Here is a 17,669-nt window from a genome sequence, read left to right as displayed (position 1 = left end):
GGACCCTGTGGGAGAGTAGGACGCCGCCGAACAATCATTGGGAAAGGCCCACACCTTATGGTGTGGGCCTTTTCGCGTTTCCGGCCCCTTTCGGGGGTTCGGCGGCTTCGGTCAAGACGGCTGCACCAGCTTTGTGTCGTACGCCAGGATGACCGCCTGGATGCGGTCCCGAGAACCGGTTTTCGCGAGGATGCGGCCCACGTGCGTCTTCACCGTCGACTCCGCCAGGTGCAGGCGAGTGGCTATCTCCGTGTTCGTCCAGCCCTGGCCGATGACCGTCAGGATCTCGCGTTCCCGGTCCGTCAGGGACGCGAGGCGGGGATCCTCGGGGTGGGTCGCCTCCGTGGCGGGGTCGGTCGGCAGGTGGTGGACGTAGGCGTCCAGGAGGCGTCGCGTGAGGCTGGGGGCCACGACCGCGTCACCCGTCGCGACCGCGCGGATGCCGGCCAGGAGTTCTTCCGGCTGGGCGTCCTTGACGAGGAAGCCGGAGGCGCCGGCGCGGAGGCCGGCGTAGGCGTACTCGTCCAGGTCGAAGGTCGTGACGATCAGGATGCGGGTGCGGTCGCCGGCCGCGGTGATGCGGCGGGTCGCCTCGATACCGTCCAGTCCGGGCATGCGGATGTCCATGAGGACGACGTCCGGGTGGAGCTCGGCCGCCATGCGGACGGCTTCGCTCCCGTTGGCCGCCTCGCCCACGACCGTCATGTCGTCCTGGCTCTCCAGAAGCATGCGGGAGCCGAAGCGTTGCAGGGGCTGGTCGTCGGCGATGAGGACCGTGGTCACTGCGGGGGTTCCTCCGGGAGGTGTAGGCAGACGCGCCAGCCCTGCTCCGGGTCGGGGCGGGGGCCGGCCTCAAGTGTGCCGCCGTACAGGGCGGTTCGCTCGCGCATTCCGGGGAGCCCGCGGCCTGCGGCCGGGGTGGCCGGGGCTCCGTGGCCGGTGTCCGTGATGGTGACGGTGACGGCGGCCTTGTCGCCGTAGGCCAGGTCTATCTCCGCTGTCGCGTTCGGGCCGGCGTGTTTCAGGGTGTTGGTGAGGGCTTCCTGGATGACCCGGTAGACGGTGAGCTGGCGGCCCGGGGGGAGCGTGGGGATGCCGTGGGTCCTGGTGTGCACGGGGAGTCCTGCTGAGCGGACGCCGTCGAGGAGGGGGGCGAGGTCCGTGAGGCCGGGTTGAGGGGTCAGGTCGGCCTGTTGTTTCTCCTCCTCGCCCAGGACGTCCAGGAGGCGGCGGAGTTCGGTGAGGGCCTGGCGGCCGGTGGTGGCGATGGCGTCGAGGGCCTGGGCGGCACGTTCGGGGGACTTGCCGGCGGCGTACCGGCCACCGTCGGCGAGGCCGGTGATGACGGAGAGGTTGTGGCCGATGATGTCGTGCATCTCGCGGGCGATGCGGGACCGTTCGGCGGCGGTGGCGAGCCGGGCCTGCTGGTCGCGTTCGGTCTCCAGGCGGCGGGCGCGGTCCTCCAGGGCCTCGGTGTAGTTGCGGCGGGTGCGGACCGTGACGCCGATGAGGACGGCCACCGTGACGGACATCAGCTGCGAGCCGATCTGCTGGTCCCAGCTGCCCTCCCCGTGACGGAAGTTCGAGACCAGGACGGGCGTGATGACCAGGGCGGTGGCCCACCACAGCCGGCGCAGGGCGCGACGCAGGGCCAGGTGGTAGACGAGGACCAGCTGGAGCAGGGCCGCCTGGAGGGCGGCGCCGGTCCAGGCGTTGACGAGGGCGAAGGGGGCCATGGCGGCGAGGACGGCCCCCGGGTGGGTGCGGCGCCAGATCAGGGGGAGCGAGAAGCCGAGGCTCAGGGTGAGCAGCAGCCAGCCGGGGACGTCCTGGTGGTGGGCGTTGTGCTGCCAGCCGCCGCCGGCGTAGTCGATCAGGGCGGCCGTTGCCCAGAATCCGGTGAAGTGCAGGTCCCACAGCAGGGGGTGGCGCCGGTCGAGGGCGCGCACCCGCCGGGTGAGGCGCTGGGCGAGGTCGGTGAGGGGTTCGGTCGTCCGGTCTTCCGTCACGGGGTCCATCGTGAGGCTTCCTGACGCCGGGCGTCAGACGTCTCGCCGGCGCAGGACCCAGGCGGCCACGGTCAGGGTCGCCCCCGTCCACAGGAGCAGGGCGAGCAGGGCGCTGCCCGGGGTGGCGGTGGCGGGCATGGGCTGGGCTGTGGTGAGGGCCTCCAGGGCCTTGCCGGGGAAGTAGCGGACGGCGTTGTCGACGGCGTCGTAGGGGAGCATCGCCAGGATCTCCGGGAGGATCATGATCAGGCCGATGTAGGCGCCGATGGAGGTGGGGACCGAGCGGAGGAGGGCGCCGACGGCGAGGGCGAGGACGGCGAGCAGGGTGAGGCCGGCCGCGTTGCCCGCGAGGGCGCGCAGGACGCCGGGGTCGCCGAGGGAGGCCGACAGGTCGGTGCCGTCGAGGAAGGACTGGGCGAGGGGGAAGGTGACGAGGTTGGTCGCGAGGGTGAGGGGGAGGGCGATCGCGGTCAGGACCGCGGCCTTGGACCACAGGACGGGCAGGCGGCGCGGGACGGCGGTCATGGTGGCGCGGATCTGGCCGGTGGAGTACTCGCCGGCGGTGGCGAGGATGCCCAGCACGCCGAGGTTGATCGTGGCGAACTGGGTGCCGAGCAGCACGAACATGACGGGGTCCATGCCGCCTTCGCCGGAACCGTCGTAGGCGGCGCCGAGGCCCGCGCCCATGGCTGCGGTCAGCAGGCTCGTGACGGCGAGGTTGAGCCAGGTGGAGCGCAGCGTCCAGAGCTTGTGCCACTCGGAGCGCAGGACGCGGGCGGGGGTCACGCGGTGGGGGAGTGCTGCCGTGGTCATGCCGCTGCTCCTTCCAGGGTCGCCGGGTACTCCAGCGCGTCGCGGGTGAGGTCCATGAAGGCGGCTTCCAGGGAGGCGGCGCCGGGGGTCAGTTCGTAGAGGGGGATGCCGTGGGCGGCTGCTGTGCGGCCGATGTGCTGGGCGTCGGTGCCGCGGATCAGCAGGGTGCCGGGGGTGTCGGTGGTGATGGTGACGCCGGGTGCGGTGAGCAGGTCCACGAGGGGGTCGGCCTCCGGGGTGACGACCTTGGTGGTGCCGGCGCCGGAGGCGCGGACGAAGTCGGTGACCGTGGTGTCGGCGAGGAGGCGGCCGCGGCCGATGATGACGAGGTGGTCGGCGGTGAGGGCCATCTCGCTCATCAGGTGGGAGGAGACGAAGACCGTGCGGCCTTCCGCGGCGAGTGACTTGAGCAGGTTGCGGATCCACAGGACGCCCTCGGGGTCGAGGCCGTTGACCGGCTCGTCGAGGAGGAGCACGGCCGGGTCACCGAGGAGGGCGGCGGCGATGCCGAGGCGCTGTCCCATGCCGAGGGAGAAGCCCTTGACGCGGCGGTGGGCCACGTCGGTCAGTCCGGTGAGGCCGAGGACGTGGTCGACGCGTGTGCGGGGGATGCCGTGGGTGTGGGCGAGGACGCGCAGGTGGTGGTAGGCGGTGCGGCCGGGGTGGACGGAGCGGGCCTCCAGCAGGGCGCCGACCTCGGTGAGGGGCGCGGGGTGGGCGGCGTAGGAGCGGCCGCCGACGGTGGCGTGGCCGCGGGTGGGGGCGTCCAGGCCGAGGAGCATGCGCATGGTCGTGGACTTGCCGGCGCCGTTGGGGCCGAGGAAGCCGGTGACGGTGCCCGGGCGGACGGTGAAGGACAGGTCCGTGACGACCGTGCGGTCGCCGTAGCGTTTGGTCAGTTCGTGTGCGGTCAGCATGGTTCGATGCTGCTGCGCGCGGGGGCGTCGGGCGTCGGACCGGCGGTGGTTATCGGGGTGAGGGGCGTCGTACCGGGGTACTACGGTGGCCCGCATGAGTTATGTGATCCGGTCCGTGCGTGCCGAGGAGTGGCCTGCGGCGAAGGAGTTGCGGCTGGCGGCGCTGCGGGACCCGGTGGCGCACCTGGCCTTCCTGGAGACGTACGAGGAGGCCGTGGGCCGGCCGGAGTCCTTCTGGCGGGAGCGGACGGCCGGTGCCGCCGAGGGGGCGGACGCGCGGCAGCAGATCATCGCCGAGGGGCCGGACGGGCGGTGGGTGGCGACGGTGACCGTGCTCGTGGAGGAGCCCGGGACGACCGACTGGGCCGGCTTTCCGGTGGAGCGGAAGCAGGGGCATCTGGTCGGTGTGTTCGTGCGGCCCGAGGAGCGCGGGAGCGGCCTGACCGAGGTGCTGTTCGACGCGGCTCTGGAGTGGGCGTGGGGGCGGGGGCTGGAGCGGGTGCGGCTGATCGTGCACGAGGAGAACGGGCGGGCGCAGCGGTTCTACCGGCGGGTGGGGTTCGTGCCGAGCGGGGTGACGGTGCCGCTCGGGGACTCCGGGGAGCGGGAGCTGGAGTTCGTGCTGGAGCGGGGCGGTGTCGGGGTGCCCTTCTCAGACGGGTAGTCAGACGGGGAGTTCGTCGTGCGGCCAGCGGGCGCGGCCCTGTTCGCGGGAGCGGAGCAGGGCCAGGGTCGGCAGGCCCCGGTCCGCTCCGGTGGCGAGCAGCTCCGGGAGCTCGGGGAGCGGGGCCACGGCCGCGACGTCGTCGAGGACGAGGGTCAGTGGTGGGTCGAGGCGACCGGAGGATGACCGTTCGGCCATGCGCCGGCCGCGCTCGACCACGCTGGAGACGAGGGCCGTCAGGAAGGGCATCGCGCCCGGGTTGGTCCTGGGGTCCTCGATGGATTCACCGACCACATAAAGCGTGCCCCCTTCGTGGATGAAGGAATCCAGGGCGAGGGCATCAGTTCGGTTGGGAGTGCAGGCCTCGCGGATGTTGACCGTGGAGAGCGCGGTGAGGGCGCGGGTGGTCAACTGCTGGGCCATGTCGCGGCGTTCCGGGTGGGCGGTGAGGGCGCCTTCGAGTTCGCCTGCGGAGCCGGGGGCGGCCTTGGGGTTGGTGCGCAGGATGCGGACGGCGTCCTGGATCTGGGTGCCCTGGGACCAGCGGTGGACGTGGCGGATGGTGCGGCCGTCGATGGCGGCGGCGTGCAGGTAGCTCCGCAGGAGGGTGGTGGCCGTGTCGGTGACGGCCTGGTCGAGTTTGGCGGTGGGGCGTACGGGGGTGAGCAGGGCGGTGGCCCTGGTCGTGGCGGTGCGGGGGTCCTCGCAGCCGGTGGTGGGGGACCAGTGGAGGCGGGCCGGGGTGTTGCAGAGGTGGGTGGGGTCGTAGAGGTGGGCGGGGCCGAGTTTGGCCCGGGCGTCCTTGGTCTCCTGCCAGAGGGTGGGGTTGGAGGTGACGACGAGGGTGGGGCCCTCCGCGTCGCGTACGGCCTGGGCTGCCGTGGTCTGGCGGGTTTCCCTGGGGGCTACGAGGATCTTCTCCCACCCGCCCACCCGTTCCTGGCCGAACGGGGACGCCGGCGTCGCGGGCATGGCCGCCGGGGTGGGCGCCAGGGGTGCGGTCGGCTCCAGGAGGTGGGTGGGCTCGGGGGCGGCGGCGCGTCGGGGGGTGGGAAGGTCGTGCGGGGCCGGGGCCGGGTTCTGGCTGGTGTGCGGCTGCGGTGAGGCGGACTGGGCCGGGGTGGGGATGTCGTGCTGTACCGGTCCCTGCCCCGGGTGCTGGGCCGTGGCGGGGGCGTCGTGCTGTACCGGGCCGGGTGTCGGATGCTGGGGCGTGGCGGGGGCGTCGTGCTGTACCGGGCCAGGCGCCGGTGTCGCGTGCTGTCGCGGTTCCGGTGGCGTTGCCTGCTCCAGGCGGTGTCGTGTGCGGACCGCGCGCCATCTGGCCAGGGTGCCCATCACGAACACCGTCAGGACGACCAGGATCATCAGCTGGCCGATGAGCAGGCCCCAGAACAGGCCGTAGCCGGAGAGGTCGCCGGGGGGCGTCCCGGGCCAGGCGCCGGGGATGTCGTGCGGCTGGGCGACGAGGTGGCGCATGGCCAGGGGCGTGCGGACGAAGGTGACGCCGGACGGCCAGGAGCCGTGGGCGAACAGGCCTGCCAGGCCCGTGGCGGTCCACACCATCAGGGTCATGCCGAGGAGGAACGCGAGTATGCCGACGAGCAGGCCGTCGGGGATGCCTCCCTGGGTGTCCCGCGGGGTGCGGCGGTCGTCCGGTCTCACGCGTTCCTCCCCTGCGTACGCCTACGCCACCGTCGATTCGGAGTCGCCCATGTGGTGTTCCACGAAGGCCGCGGCCCGTTCCTCGGCCTCGATCTCGGCGGCGTGCAGGGCGTCGTCCGTGAGGTCGGCCGAGGACTCCGTCATGGCGCGGTCGGTGAAGACCAGCGGGCGTTCGGTCTCGGTGACCAGGTGTTTGACGACCTGGACGTTGCCGTTGACGTCCCAGACGGCGATGCCGGGGGTGAGGGTCGGGATGATCTCGACCGCCCAGCGGGGCAGGCCGAGGACCCGTCCGGTGGCTCGTGCCTCGTCGGCTTTCTGGGCGTAGATCGTCCTGGTCGAGGCCATCTTCAGGATCGCCGCTGCTTCCTTCGCGGCGGCGCCGTCGACGACGTCGGAGAGGTGGTGGACGACCGCGACGAAGGACAGGCCCAGGCGCCGGCCGAACTTCAGCAGACGCTGGAACAGCTGTGCCACGAAGGGGCTGTTGATGATGTGCCAGGCCTCCTCGACCAGGAAGATGCGCTTCTTCCGGTCGGGGCGGATCCAGGTGTGCTCCAGCCAGACGCCGACGATGGCCATGAGGATGGGCATGGCGATGGAGTTGCGGTCGATGTGCGACAGGTCGAAGACGATCAGCGGGGCGTCGAGGTCGATGCCGACCGTCGTCGGGCCGTCGAACATGCCGCGCAGGTCACCGTCGACCAGGCGGTCCAGGACCAGGGCGACGTCGAGGCCCCAGGCGCGGACGTCGTCTATGGCGACGTTCATCGCCTCGGCCGACTCGGGCTCGGGGTGGCGCAGCTGCTCGACGATGTCGGTGAGGACCGGCTGGCGGTCGGTGATCGTCGCGTTGACGTAGGCGTGCGCGACCTTGAGCGCGAAGCCGGACCGCTCGTCCAGGCCGTGGCCCATCGCGACCTCGATGATCGTGCGCAGCAGCGCGAGCTGGCCGGTCGTGGTGATCGCGGGGTCGAGCGGGTTGAGGCGGATCCCCATGTCCAGGGCGGCCATGGGGTCCAGGCGGATGGGGGTTATGCCCAGCTCCTGCGCGATGAGGTTCCACTCGCCGACGCCGTCCTCGCCCTGGGCGTCCAGGACGACGACCTGGCGGTCCTTGAAGCGGAGCTGGCGCAGGACGTACGTCTTCTCCAGCGCCGACTTGCCGTTGCCGGACTCGCCGAGGACCAGCCAGTGGGGGGCGGGGAGCTGCTGGCCGTAGAGCTGGAAGGGGTCGTAGATGTAGCCCTTGCCGGAGTACACCTCGCGGCCGATGATGACGCCCGAGTCGCCGAGGCCCGGGGCGGCGGTCGGGAGGTAGACGGCCTGGGCCTGGCCCGTGGACGTGCGCACCGGGAGCCGGGTCGTCTCGACCTTCCCGAAGAGGAAGGACGTGAAGGCCTCGGTGAGGACGGACAGCGGATCCCGCATCAGGTCCTACCTCCGGATGCCGGTGGCGAAGGGAAGGGTGTTCACGAAGGCGCGGTGGTGCTCGCGGTCGCACCATTCGAGCTTGAGGTACGACTTGCCGGCCGAGGCCCTTATCGTGCGCTTGTCGCGGGCGAGGGCGTCGGGGTTGCGGGAGCTGACGGTGATGTAGCCGACGAGGTTGACGCCGGCGGCGCCGCTGGCGAGGTCCTCGCCGCGCTGGTCGAGCCGGGAGTGGGCGGCCACGTCGCGGGGGTCGACCGTGCGGTTCATCTTGGCGGCGCGGGACGCCTCGGCCTCGTCGTTGGTCTTCTCGGTGAGCATGCGCTCGATGGCGACCTCGGTGGGTTCGAGGTCCATGGTGACGGCGACCGTGCGGATGACGTCCGGGGTGTGGACGAGGAGCGGGGCGAGGAAGTTGACGCCGACGGGGGTCATCGGCCACTCCTTCACCCAGGCCGTGGCGTGGCACCAGGGGGCGCGGGTGGAGGACTCGCGGGTCTTGGCCTGGAGGTAGGTGGGCTCCATGGCGTCCAGCTCGGCCGGCCAGGCGTTGCGCTTGGTCATCGCCTGGATGTGGTCGATCGGGTGGTCCGGGTCGTACATGGAGTGGATCAGCGAGGACAGCCGGCTCTGGCCGAGCGGCTGGCGGACGCGGATGTCGGCCTCCTGCAGGCGCGAGCAGATGTCGGTGAGCTCGCGGGCCATGACGACGGCGAGTCCGGCGTCGCGGTCGACCTTGCCGCCGTGGGCGCGGGCGGCCCGGGCCATGGCGTTGGCCTCGGCGGCGAGGTCGCGGGTGTAGTGCATGCAGGCGACGAGGTAGGCGCGGTGCTGCTCGCTGCTGGTCGACACCATCGACTGGAGCTGGTCGTAGGACTCCTGCAGCCAGGGCAGGGCCCTGTCGTCGCCGCGGACGGCGACGTCCTTGGCGTGGGCGTCGGGGTCGGCGGGCAGGGTGCGGGCGAGCATCTGCAGGCGGGTGACGAAGCCGTCGCCGTTGGCCACGTGCTTGAGCAGCGTGCCGAAGCGGTCGACCAGGGCCTCCTGGTCCTCGCTGTCGCGCAGGCCGACACCGGGGCCCTCGATCTCGATGGCGGCGGTGACGGTCTTGCGGTCGGCGTGCAGCAGGACGGCGATCTCGTCGGGCCCGAAGGGGGCGGAGAGCCAGGTGATGCGGCCGATGCCGGGGGGCGGGCCGACCTCGACCTCGCGGCCGTCGAGCCGGGTGCCGGCCTCGACGGCGGTGGAGCGGTAGGTGGCGCCCCGCTTGAGGGTGCGCTTGTAGCTGCGGTTGATCTCGAACCACTTGTAGAAGGTGCGGTGCTTGTAGGGCACGTAGACCGCGGCCAGCGCCAGCATCGGGAACCCGGCGAGCAGCACGATGCGCAGGGACAGCACCGGGACGAGGAGTCCGCACATCATGCCGAGGAACGCGCCCACGACGATCAGGGCGATCTCGCCGGTCTCGCGGTTGCGGCCGATGATCGCGTTCGGCCGGGCGCGGCCGATCAGATATGTCCGGCGGGGCGTGACCGGATGGGACACGTGGGACTCGGTCGTCAACGCCCTTCACCTCCCGTGCGGTTGGTACTGCTGTTGCGGGTGCTGCTGGCGTGCGGGGTGTTGACGGGGCTGCTCGAACGGGGGGCGGGTGCGGCGGAGGGGACAGATCCGCCGCCGCCGTTCGAGGTGCGCGCGCTGTGCGCGGCGACCCCGCCGGATGCGGGGTTGCTGGGGCGGGGGGCGGAGGACTGGCTGCCTCCGCCGTTGTGGTCGGCGCGGGTGCTGTGGGTCTTGATGCCCTGGGCGACCAGGGAGGCCGGGGAGCTGATGACGGCGGCGGCCTTGCTCTCGGCGCCCTGCATGATGCGGTTGTTGCGGGAGCCGGCGATCTCGTCGCCGAAGCCGGGGACGAAGCGGTAGATCATCGCGCTGGCGAAGATGGCGAGCAGGATGATGGCGAGGCCGGAGACGACGGCGGAGAAGGCGTCCGGGCCGTCGTCGGCGGACAGGGCGCCGGCGAGGCCGAGCACGATGACGATGACCGGCTTGATGAGGATGACGGCGATCATGATGCCCGCCCAGCGGCGGACGTGGCCCCAGAGGTTCTTGTCGACGAGGCCGGCGTAGACGACGGTGCCGAGGAGGGCGCCGACGTAGAGCAGGGCCGCGCGGATGACGAGTTCCAGCCAGAGGACGCCGGCGGCGAGGATGCTGACCAGGGAGACGACGATCAGCATGATGGGGCCGCCGCCGATGTCCTCGCCCTTCTTGAGGGCCTCGGAGAAGGTGCCGAAGAAGGTGTCGGTCTGGTCGCCGGTGGCTTTGGCGAGGACCTCGGTGATGCCGTCGGTCGCCGAGACGACGGTGTAGAGGATCAGGGGGGTGAAGGCGGAGGCGAGGACGGTCAGCCAGAGGAAGCCGATGGCCTCGGACAGCGCGGTGGTCAGGGGCACGCCGCGGACGGCTCGCTTGGCGACGGCCAGGAGCCAGAGCAGCAGCGTGAGGATGGTCGAGGCGGCGAAGACGACGGCGTACTGCTGGAGGAACTTGGGGTTGGTGAAGTCGACGTTCGCGGTCTCCTTCACGGCGTCACTGAGCTTGTCGACGGTCCATGCGGCAGCATCGGCACAGCCCTTGGCGAGGGAGGAGAGGGGGTCGAGGGTGGAGGTGGGGTTGATCGAGGGGTTTCCTCCACCCGTACCGCTTCCGCTGCCGGTGTCCCCTTCGCAGATCTCCCTGGCCTCGCCCCTGAGCAGGTCACAGGCGTTGTTGCTGGGCGACGGGGAGGGGGTGGGCGCGGCGAAGGCACGGGTGGCCAGCAGGACCGTGGCCGCCTGCACCGCCGCGACAGCCGCGCCGAGCTTGAGTACGTGATGCCTACCGGGCATAGGTGAACCCTCCGTACTCCTCGACTGCCTTGGTCATGTCCTCAGCGGTGGAGGCTCTTTGGTCGCGCCCGACCGGGACCGGGCCGTCCTCCTGGGTGAAGTCGGTGACCTTCCAGTCACCAGCGACCCACTTCAACTGATAGGTCGTCGTGTACCAGCTCTCGGTCACAGGGTTTGTGGAGCCTTCACCTGACAGGCCGAAGAGGGAGGTGTACCAGAGGGCGACCGTGGCAGTGCTGCCGCCGAAGGACGTGACCTTGGTGCCGACCGGGATGACCCGCGACACGAAGGTCTGACCGCTTGGGGCGACGCCGTTCTTGTCCAGCCCGAGCTTCTCGAGGAAGCCCTGGCGGGAGTACGCCTGGTCGAACGCCGACAACTGGGTGGCGGCAACGTCGGGGGCGTACACGGTGTTGATGATCGCGTGGCGCTTCTTCGTGTTGTACATGTCGGCCGAACCGAGGGCGATGCCGTAGTTGGTGGCCGCGGACTGGGCCCCCTGCTCGTCCTGGGAATAGCCCGTGGGGATGTCGCTCGTCTTGGACCCCACAGGACGCTTGCCCGAGGGCGCCGTTGCCGAGCTCTCCGCTTTGTCGCTGTCGGGGCCGCTGCCCTCGGAACCGCCGTCCCCCCTGTTCGCGAAGGCGATGGCTGCGATCAGGAGGACCACTACTCCGACCACCGTGACCAGGCTGCGGGAGGAGCGTGGGGGGCGGCGGGGGGTGCCGTAGGGGTCCGTGTCGGTGTCGGGGAGGCGGGTGCGGGTCTGGCCCGTGCCGCCGTAGCCGCCGGAGGTGTCACGCTCGTCGCCGAGACTCATGCCGCGTACGCCCCCTCGCCGTCGTACGGATTCACGTGCTCCTCGTACGACGGTAGCCGTGCTGGTTCCCGCGCGGGCGCGGTGTGGTGACTCGACATCAGGGAAACGCAACCTCAGCCGGTGGGCACGACGGGCGGGTGGGAGGGAGGGGGAGCCGGGCGTGTCCGGCCGGGACGGACGGTGCCCGGCCTACACGGCCATGCCGTACACGATGGTGAACAGCGTGCCGAGGGAACCGATGATGAAGACCCCGGTGAGACCGGCGATGATGAGGCCCTTGCCCTGCTCCGCGCTGAAGGTGTCGCGGAGGGCCGTGGCACCGATGCGCTGCTTGGCGGCGCCCCAGATGGCGATGCCGAGGCAGATGAGGATGGCGACCGCCATCACCACCTCGATCATCACCTTGGCCTCGTTGCCCAGGCTGCCGAAGGGGCCCCAGTCCGGAGCGATCCCGCCGATGATGGTGTTGATGTCTCCCTTGTCGGCCGCAAAGAGCATGTAAGTCACCGCCCCTGTTGGGTAGTTCCGCATCCTCTGCGGTCGTGCAGAGGTCAGGCCTCATTCTCGCCGACGATGACGCTGTCGTATGTCGACTTGGCGTCATTGATTGGCGGGTTTCGTACGAATACCTTGCCACCGTTCCGCTCTGGAGCCTAAGGGGAGGCGCCGGACGGTGTACGAAGGATCGTATGGTCACTCTGTGTATCACGGCAGGTCACGCCGGGCAATGAGGCCTGAGCGAAACCTGGTGTGCGGTTCCGTCGTTGTGCCCTCTCGCGGCCTTTCTCACCTTCACGGACGGTTTCTGACGGCTGGTCGGGTGAGTGGTCGCGTCGTTGTTCTCCGGGTGAAGGGTACCGGCACCGCCCGGGGTCAGCGGGGCTTGAGGCCGTGCAGCAGGAGGTGGACGAGTTCCTCGATGCCGTCCAGGGCGGTCTCGGCGGGGAGCATGCCGCCCGCCGCGAAGGAGGCGATTCCCTGGAGGGTGGCGCCGGTCAGCAGGGTGAGGTGCTGGGGGTCGCCGGCGATGATCTCGCCGCGCTCCTGGGCGTCGGCGATGACCCGTTCGAGCGAGCCCACCGTCCGGTCGACGGCCGCGGCCATCTGCTCGGAGGCGTCCGGGTCGTGCTTGCGGGCGTACATGAGTTCCAGCAGCTCGGGGTGGTCGAGCGAGAACGCGAGGTAGGCCCGGGCGAGGGCGGTGAGCCGCCGCTGGAGCGGCAGGTCCGGGTCGTCGGCGGCCTCCAGGGCCTGGCCGAGCCGGTCGTATCCACTCAGGGCGAGGGCGTTGAGCAGGGCCTGCTTGTCCTTGAAGTGGCGGCCGGGCGCGGCGTGGCTCACGCCGGCCTCACGGGCCAGTTCCCGCAGGGAGAGCGCGCCCGCCCCCTTCTCGCGCAGGGTGCGTTCGGCGCCGGCGAGGAGGGTGGAGCGCAGGTCTCCGTGGTGGTAGGGGCGGCTCTCTGGCATGGGCGTCATCGTATCCCGATGTTGTCGCCGCCATCTTTGTTGACGTCGTCAGCTTTGTTGTCATTGACAGCATTGTTGTCGGCGCCTACATTCGACGCATGGCCGATGAGCGGAACACGCGGAGCACGCAGAGCAACGAGACGTTCGGGGCGGACTCCCTGCCCGACCTCGCCGGGCGGACCGCCGTGGTCACCGGTGCCAACAGCGGTATCGGGCTGGCCGCGACGCAGGCGCTGGCCCGGGCGGGCGCGCACGTCGTCCTCGCCGTGCGGGACGTGGAACGGGGGCGGACCGCGGCGGCCACCGTGCGGGGCAGTACCGAGGTGCGCCGGCTGGACCTGGCGGACCTGTCCTCCGTGCGGGCCTTCGCCGACGCCTGGCGCGAGCCCCTGCACCTGCTGATCAACAACGCCGGCGTGATGATGCTGCCGCGGCAGCGCACCAAGGACGGCTTCGAGATGCAGTTCGGCACGAACCACCTCGGGCACTTCGCGCTGACCAACCTGCTGCTGCCCTACCTGACGGACCGCGTCGTCACCGTCTCCTCGGGCGCCCACCGCTGGGGCGGCGTGCGGATCGCCTTCGACGACCTGGACCTGACCGCGCGCTACACCCCGCAGCGCGCCTACGCCCAGTCGAAGCTGGCCAACCTGCTGTTCACCCTGGAACTCCAGCGCCGCCTGACCGCGTCGGGCTCCGCGGTCCGGGCCCTGGCCGCCCACCCCGGCTACGCCGCCACCAACCTCCAGAGCGGTACGGCCAACCCGGTGGCCCGCGCCTTTTTGCGCCTGGGCAACCGGGTCTTCGCCCAGGACGACAAGGCCGGGGCCCTGCCGACGCTGTACGCGGCCACGCAGGACCTGCCCGGCGCGAGCTACGTCGGTCCCGACGGCCTCGGCGAGATGCGCGGCGCACCGACCCTGGTCGGCCGCTCCCGCGCCGCCGCCGACCCGCTGACGGCCCGTCGGCTGTGGCGCGTGTCGGAGGAGCTGACGGGCACGCGCTTCCCGCTGACGGTGGACGAGACGGCACGCCAGGGGTGAGGTGAGGAGGGCGCCGTCCGGCCGGGCGACGGGACGGCGGGGCCGCCCCGGGCGGTCCTGCGGCGCCGTCCCCGGCACGGAGCCCGAGCGGCCGCACCGGGAGCGACCGACCAGCCCCCGTCACGCGCTTCGTGCGCCGGCCGCCCACACCGTGACCCCGCCGCGCCGGCCGCCCGGACCGTGCCCCCGCCGCGCCGACCGTGCCCCCCCCGTGCCGGTCACGTGCCCGTCCTGCCGCCCCCGTTCCCCCCGCCCGCCCCGACTCTCCTCCTCGTGATCATTCCGGTGTGCGACCGCCGCCTCTACACTGAGCGACGGACTCCTGGGCGGCGAGGGGCGGTTGACGGTGCGTAAGGCGTGGATCGTGGCGAGTGTTGCGATCAGCTCGGCGCTGGCCTTCGTGATGCTGCTCGTCATCGGCGTCTACCTCGTCGCCGGAAACCTCGTCAACGGCGTGAGCGGCGGGGCGAAGGCGCTGGCCAAGGGGTCGGTGCCCGCGGCCTACGCGTCACTCGTCGCGAAGTGGGGCAACCTCTGCCCCGCCATCAGCCCGGCGCTGCTGGCCGCCCAGCTGTACCAGGAGAGCGGCTTCAACCCGAGGGCGCAGAGCCACGCGGCGGCGCAGGGCATAGCGCAGTTCATCCCCGGCACCTGGGCCACCCACGGCATCGACGGCGACGGCGACGGCGACCGCGACGTGTGGGACCCGAAGGACGCGATCCCCTCCGCCGCGTCGTACGACTGCGAACTCGCGTCGTACGTGAAGAAGGTGGGCGGGAATCTGACCGAAAACATGCTGGCCGCCTACAACGCCGGCGCGTACGCGGTGATCAAGTACGGGGGCGTGCCGCCGTACAGCGAGACGCAGAACTACGTGAAGCGGATCACCACCCTCTCCGAGAGCTTCGCGGCGCCCGTCGGCCGGGTCGATCCCTCCCGGCAGGCGGCCGGCGCGATCGAGTATGCGCAGAAGAAGCTCGGCACGCTCTACCTGTGGGGCGGCACCGGCACCCCTGAGCAGGGCGGACGCTTCGACTGCTCCGGTCTGACCCAGGCCGCGTACAAGAGCGTGGGCATCACGCTGCCGCGCGTCGCCAACGACCAGTACAACGCGGGGCCGCACCCCTCCCGGGACGAACTGCTGCCGGGAGACCTGGTGTTCTTCTCGGACGACCTCACCAATTCCCGTGCCATCCGGCATGTCGGCATTTATGTCGGAGGTGGGTACATGATCGACGCGCCGCGCACGGGTGCGGTCATCCGGTTCGACCCGATCGACACCCCCGACTACTTCGGAGCCACGAGAGTCACCGAAGATGGCGCGAAAGCGCTGCCCACGACGGTGTGAACCGAGCGTGAACCCACCCCCTGAGCTGCGATGACGTGTCTCTCTTCGATAACGTCTGCGTGATCATTCGGTGGAGTGTGGAACGTATCGACGGGGACCATGCGTTCCTGTTGACGTAGCCGAGCAGACGTCAACACGCACGTGTCACGCACACGTGCGGCGGAAGCGGATCTACCACCACGGGGGTGGCAGGAGCGGCGCACGCACGGGTGCGCCGGGAGAGACGACGAAGGGGCCGCAGCACCATGGCTGGACTCGCCGATTCCGGGTCGAACCCCGACGTCGACCTGCTGTACGACATCAATGGCCTGGCCAAGGACGCGCCGGCCTGGTTCGACCGCGTCATGGAGTACGTGGGCGAGTACGGGCTGCTGCTCGGCGTCGTCCTGCTCGTGGTGTGGTGCTGGTGGTCCGTCCGGCGCCGGGGCGACGAGGACGCGGCGTCCACGGTCGCCGCGCTGATCTGGGCGCCGCTCGCGGCCGGCGTCGCCGTCCTCGTGAACGTGCCGATACGGGGATTCGTGGAGCGCCCCCGGCCGTTCCTCGACCACCAAGGGCTCGAAGTCCTCGTCGAGGGCAAGACCGACTACTCGTTCGTCAGCGACCACGCGACGATCGTCATGGCGATGGCGGTCGGACTGTTCGTCGCCAACCGGAAGTTCGGGCTGTTCGGGATCGTCCTGGCGTTGTTCGGCGGGTTCATCCGGGTCTACATGGGCGTGCACTACCCGACGGACGTCATCGGCGGGTTCGCGCTGGGCACGGCCGTGGCGCTGCTGCTGTCGCCGCTCGCCATGGCCCTGCTGACGCCGGTGGTGAAGGCCGTGGAGCGGTCGCCCCGGGCGGGGTGGCTGGTGCGGGCCGGAGGGCGGGCGACCGACGGACAGGACGCCGTGATCCCGGAGTCCCGCAGCGAGCGGACCTCCGAGCGGGACCTCGCCGCATAGCGGCGGGACCCCGCCGCATGGCTGCGGGATCTCGCCGCCTGGGTGCAGAACCTCGCCGGGCGGGGTCCGGCCCGGTCCGACGGCCGGTCAGAGCGCCTGCGGGTACGTGAAGAAGCGGTCCGGGTCGTACTGGTTCTTCAGCTTCGTCAGCCGCGCCGCCGCGTCCCCGTAGTACGCCTTGCGCCAGTCCTTCAGCGTCGGGTCCGTGTAGTTCTGGTAGGCCGCGCCCGAGGCGTAGGGGCGCATCGCCTTGTGGGCCGACGCCAGCCAGTCCCGCGCCGTCGTACCGCTCGTGCCCGCCCGCCAGGCGCCGATGTACTGGGCCAGCATGCGCGAGCGGCGGTGCACGAAGGCCGTGGACGTCGGGGAGACGCGGTTGACGGCTCCGCCGAGGGCGGTGAGCGCGATGCTGCCCGTGCCGCCGCGCACCGAGGCGATCTGCGACAGCAGCGTGCGGACGCCGGCCGCGGACAGGGAACGGTCGAAGAAGTCCGAGGCCGCCGCGTACGTCTCCCGGCCCAGGGCGCCCTTCGGCGAGCGGCCCGGGGTGGAGCCGGGCAGATGGCACTGGGCGTCCGTCGGGAACGCGGAGCAGCCCGCGTACACCTCCATCGACTCCTCGTAAGAGCGGCGCTTGAGGGAGACGCTGCGGGCCGCCTCGCCGACGCGGTCGGCGAGGCGGTCCACGGCGTTCTTCAGCTCGCCGTACGTGCCGAGGGAGAAGGCCGCGACGGAGACGGTCGGGGTGCTGCCCGCGGCGCTCGCCAGGTGCAGGGACGACCAGATCTCGTCGGGCTGCGACGGGCCCCACTCCTGCCAGGCCCGCACCACCGCCGCCGCCTTCGACCAGGGCCAGGACAGGTACGCCGAGACGCCCTGCGGCGCGGGGTGGGTACGGAAGTGCAGTTCGGTCACCACGCCGAAGTTGCCGTTGCCGGCGCCGCGCAGGGCCCAGAAGAGGTCCTTGTTCTCCCGGGCGTCGGCGGTGAGCTGCTTGCCGTCGGCGGTGATCAGGGTGGCCCGGGTGAGGCTGTCGCAGGTCAGTCCGTAGGCGCGGGAGACCACGCCGTGTCCGCCGCCCAGGGTGAGGCCGGAGACGCCGACGGTGGGGCAGGAGCCGGCCGGGATCGTGACCCCCTTGGCGGCCAGGGCGCGGTAGACGTCGATGAGCTTGGCGCCGGCGCCGACCACGGCGGTGGTGCCGGAGGCCCGGACGCGGTTGAGCTTGGAGACGTCGATGATCAGACGGCCGTCGCCGGAGGACCAGCCGGCGTAGGAGTGGCCGCCGTTGCGGATGGCCACGCGCAGGGAACGGCCGCGGGCGTAGGCGAGGGCCGTGCGGATGTCGTCGGGGTGGGCCACGTAGGCCACGGCGGCGGGCTTCAGGCTGTCGAAGCGGGTGTTGTAGAGCTGGCGCGCGGTCGCCCAGGCGGCGTCGCCGGGGCGGACGAGAGGGCCGTCGAGGTCACGGGCGAGGGCCGACCAGTCGGCGGCGGCGCGGGTCCGCGTGGTGGCCGCCGTGGCCGTGGTGCGGGGGCTCGCGTGCGTGCAGGCGGTGGCGAAGGGCGTCGCCGCCGCGGCGATCGCCGCCGCGCCGGCGGTGAGGACGGTGCGCCGTTCCATGGGGCCTCCCGGTGGTTCCGCCCTGGGAGAC

At 71.5% G+C, this 17,669-nt stretch carries 16 protein-coding genes; 4 read left to right on the top strand and 12 right to left on the bottom strand.

What is annotated here, in order from left to right:
• Positions 1 to 111: 111 nt before the first annotated feature.
• The 4 genes from ACIGAQ_RS32685 to ACIGAQ_RS32670 are packed head-to-tail and all read right to left on the bottom strand — an operon-like array spanning position 112 to position 3,739.
• Positions 112 to 783: a response regulator gene (locus ACIGAQ_RS32685; protein WP_399789388.1), complete on the bottom strand. Its 672-nt coding sequence runs from the start codon at positions 781 to 783 to the stop codon at positions 112 to 114.
• The gene (locus ACIGAQ_RS32680) at positions 780 to 2,018 is read right to left on the bottom strand and encodes a sensor histidine kinase (RefSeq protein ID WP_399789385.1); all 1,239 of its coding nucleotides are present in this window, start codon (positions 2,016 to 2,018) and stop codon (positions 780 to 782) included. The genes ACIGAQ_RS32685 and ACIGAQ_RS32680 overlap by 4 nt, the downstream gene beginning before the upstream one ends.
• Before the next feature lie 24 nt (positions 2,019 to 2,042).
• The gene (locus ACIGAQ_RS32675; protein WP_399789382.1) at positions 2,043 to 2,822 is read right to left on the bottom strand and encodes an ABC transporter permease; all 780 of its coding nucleotides are present in this window, start codon (positions 2,820 to 2,822) and stop codon (positions 2,043 to 2,045) included.
• The gene (locus ACIGAQ_RS32670) at positions 2,819 to 3,739 is read right to left on the bottom strand and encodes an ABC transporter ATP-binding protein (RefSeq protein ID WP_399789379.1); all 921 of its coding nucleotides are present in this window, start codon (positions 3,737 to 3,739) and stop codon (positions 2,819 to 2,821) included. Before ACIGAQ_RS32670 ends, ACIGAQ_RS32675 begins: the two co-directional genes overlap by 4 nt.
• Before the next feature lie 94 nt (positions 3,740 to 3,833).
• Here ACIGAQ_RS32670 and ACIGAQ_RS32665 point away from each other — a divergent pair, with 94 nt between their 5' ends.
• Entirely contained in the window at positions 3,834 to 4,403 is a 570-nt protein-coding gene (locus ACIGAQ_RS32665) for a GNAT family N-acetyltransferase (RefSeq protein ID WP_311689261.1), read from the top strand.
• On the opposite strand, the gene ACIGAQ_RS32660 is transcribed toward ACIGAQ_RS32665, so the two are convergent.
• The 7 genes from ACIGAQ_RS32660 to ACIGAQ_RS32630 form a co-directional block, all read right to left on the bottom strand.
• Entirely contained in the window at positions 4,404 to 6,068 is a 1,665-nt protein-coding gene (locus ACIGAQ_RS32660; RefSeq protein WP_399789375.1) for a TraM recognition domain-containing protein, read from the bottom strand.
• A 21-nt stretch (positions 6,069 to 6,089) separates the two neighbouring features.
• Complete coding sequence (locus ACIGAQ_RS32655; RefSeq protein ID WP_365090117.1) at positions 6,090 to 7,499, bottom strand: ATP-binding protein; 1,410 nt, start codon at positions 7,497 to 7,499, stop codon at positions 6,090 to 6,092.
• 6 nt (positions 7,500 to 7,505) lie between these two features.
• The gene (locus ACIGAQ_RS32650) at positions 7,506 to 9,062 is read right to left on the bottom strand and encodes an SCO6880 family protein (RefSeq protein WP_365090115.1); all 1,557 of its coding nucleotides are present in this window, start codon (positions 9,060 to 9,062) and stop codon (positions 7,506 to 7,508) included.
• On the bottom strand, positions 9,059 to 10,390 hold the full coding sequence (locus ACIGAQ_RS32645) for a hypothetical protein (protein WP_399789371.1): 1,332 nt from the start codon (positions 10,388 to 10,390) through the stop codon (positions 9,059 to 9,061). Before ACIGAQ_RS32645 ends, ACIGAQ_RS32650 begins: the two co-directional genes overlap by 4 nt.
• A complete protein-coding gene (locus tag ACIGAQ_RS32640; RefSeq protein WP_399789368.1) occupies positions 10,380 to 11,210 on the bottom strand; it encodes a hypothetical protein in 831 nt (276 codons plus the stop codon). Before ACIGAQ_RS32640 ends, ACIGAQ_RS32645 begins: the two co-directional genes overlap by 11 nt.
• A gap of 189 nt (positions 11,211 to 11,399) precedes the next feature.
• Complete coding sequence (locus ACIGAQ_RS32635) at positions 11,400 to 11,708, bottom strand: hypothetical protein (protein ID WP_004000049.1); 309 nt, start codon at positions 11,706 to 11,708, stop codon at positions 11,400 to 11,402.
• Positions 11,709 to 12,083: 375 nt separating this feature from the next.
• Positions 12,084 to 12,686: a TetR/AcrR family transcriptional regulator gene (locus tag ACIGAQ_RS32630; protein ID WP_362280844.1), complete on the bottom strand. Its 603-nt coding sequence runs from the start codon at positions 12,684 to 12,686 to the stop codon at positions 12,084 to 12,086.
• 89 nt (positions 12,687 to 12,775) lie between these two features.
• Here ACIGAQ_RS32630 and ACIGAQ_RS32625 point away from each other — a divergent pair, with 89 nt between their 5' ends.
• The 3 genes from ACIGAQ_RS32625 (at position 12,776) to ACIGAQ_RS32615 (ending at position 16,015) form a co-directional block, all read left to right on the top strand.
• Entirely contained in the window at positions 12,776 to 13,720 is a 945-nt protein-coding gene (locus ACIGAQ_RS32625) for an oxidoreductase (RefSeq protein ID WP_399789364.1), read from the top strand.
• A 346-nt stretch (positions 13,721 to 14,066) separates the two neighbouring features.
• On the top strand, positions 14,067 to 15,068 hold the full coding sequence (locus ACIGAQ_RS32620) for an NlpC/P60 family protein (RefSeq protein WP_399789361.1): 1,002 nt from the start codon (positions 14,067 to 14,069) through the stop codon (positions 15,066 to 15,068).
• 245 nt (positions 15,069 to 15,313) lie between these two features.
• Positions 15,314 to 16,015 carry a phosphatase PAP2 family protein gene (locus ACIGAQ_RS32615; RefSeq protein ID WP_399789358.1) on the top strand — a complete coding sequence of 234 codons (702 nt, stop codon included), beginning with the start codon at positions 15,314 to 15,316 and terminating at the stop codon, positions 16,013 to 16,015.
• 87 nt (positions 16,016 to 16,102) lie between these two features.
• Here the strand turns inward: ACIGAQ_RS32615 and ACIGAQ_RS32610 are convergent, their stop codons facing one another.
• Positions 16,103 to 17,638 carry an FAD-binding oxidoreductase gene (locus ACIGAQ_RS32610; RefSeq protein WP_399789355.1) on the bottom strand — a complete coding sequence of 512 codons (1,536 nt, stop codon included), beginning with the start codon at positions 17,636 to 17,638 and terminating at the stop codon, positions 16,103 to 16,105.
• Positions 17,639 to 17,669 lie beyond the last annotated feature (31 nt).

This window comes from Streptomyces sp. NPDC085932, from assembly GCF_044540525.1.
Taxonomy (GTDB): Bacteria; Actinomycetota; Actinomycetes; order Streptomycetales; family Streptomycetaceae; genus Streptomyces; species Streptomyces levis.
Note: the sequence above shows the minus strand (reverse complement) of the source record. Positions and strands in the feature narration are given on the sequence as shown.

What these genes read in the sequence shown, in the direction of transcription:
- ACIGAQ_RS32680 (WP_399789385.1), bottom strand. Translation starts at nt 2,018, where the DNA reads ATGGACCCCGTGACGGAAGACCGGACGACCGAACCCCTCACCGACCTC.
- ACIGAQ_RS32675 (WP_399789382.1), bottom strand. Translation starts at nt 2,822, where the DNA reads ATGACCACGGCAGCACTCCCCCACCGCGTGACCCCCGCCCGCGTCCTG.
- ACIGAQ_RS32670 (WP_399789379.1), bottom strand. Translation starts at nt 3,739, where the DNA reads ATGCTGACCGCACACGAACTGACCAAACGCTACGGCGACCGCACGGTC.
- ACIGAQ_RS32665 (WP_311689261.1), top strand. Translation starts at nt 3,834, where the DNA reads ATGAGTTATGTGATCCGGTCCGTGCGTGCCGAGGAGTGGCCTGCGGCG.
- ACIGAQ_RS32655 (WP_365090117.1), bottom strand. Translation starts at nt 7,499, where the DNA reads ATGCGGGATCCGCTGTCCGTCCTCACCGAGGCCTTCACGTCCTTCCTC.
- ACIGAQ_RS32645 (WP_399789371.1), bottom strand. Translation starts at nt 10,390, where the DNA reads ATGCCCGGTAGGCATCACGTACTCAAGCTCGGCGCGGCTGTCGCGGCG.
- ACIGAQ_RS32640 (WP_399789368.1), bottom strand. Translation starts at nt 11,210, where the DNA reads ATGAGTCTCGGCGACGAGCGTGACACCTCCGGCGGCTACGGCGGCACG.
- ACIGAQ_RS32635 (WP_004000049.1), bottom strand. Translation starts at nt 11,708, where the DNA reads ATGCTCTTTGCGGCCGACAAGGGAGACATCAACACCATCATCGGCGGG.
- ACIGAQ_RS32630 (WP_362280844.1), bottom strand. Translation starts at nt 12,686, where the DNA reads ATGACGCCCATGCCAGAGAGCCGCCCCTACCACCACGGAGACCTGCGC.
- ACIGAQ_RS32625 (WP_399789364.1), top strand. Translation starts at nt 12,776, where the DNA reads ATGGCCGATGAGCGGAACACGCGGAGCACGCAGAGCAACGAGACGTTC.
- ACIGAQ_RS32615 (WP_399789358.1), top strand. Translation starts at nt 15,314, where the DNA reads ATGGCTGGACTCGCCGATTCCGGGTCGAACCCCGACGTCGACCTGCTG.
- ACIGAQ_RS32610 (WP_399789355.1), bottom strand. Translation starts at nt 17,638, where the DNA reads ATGGAACGGCGCACCGTCCTCACCGCCGGCGCGGCGGCGATCGCCGCG.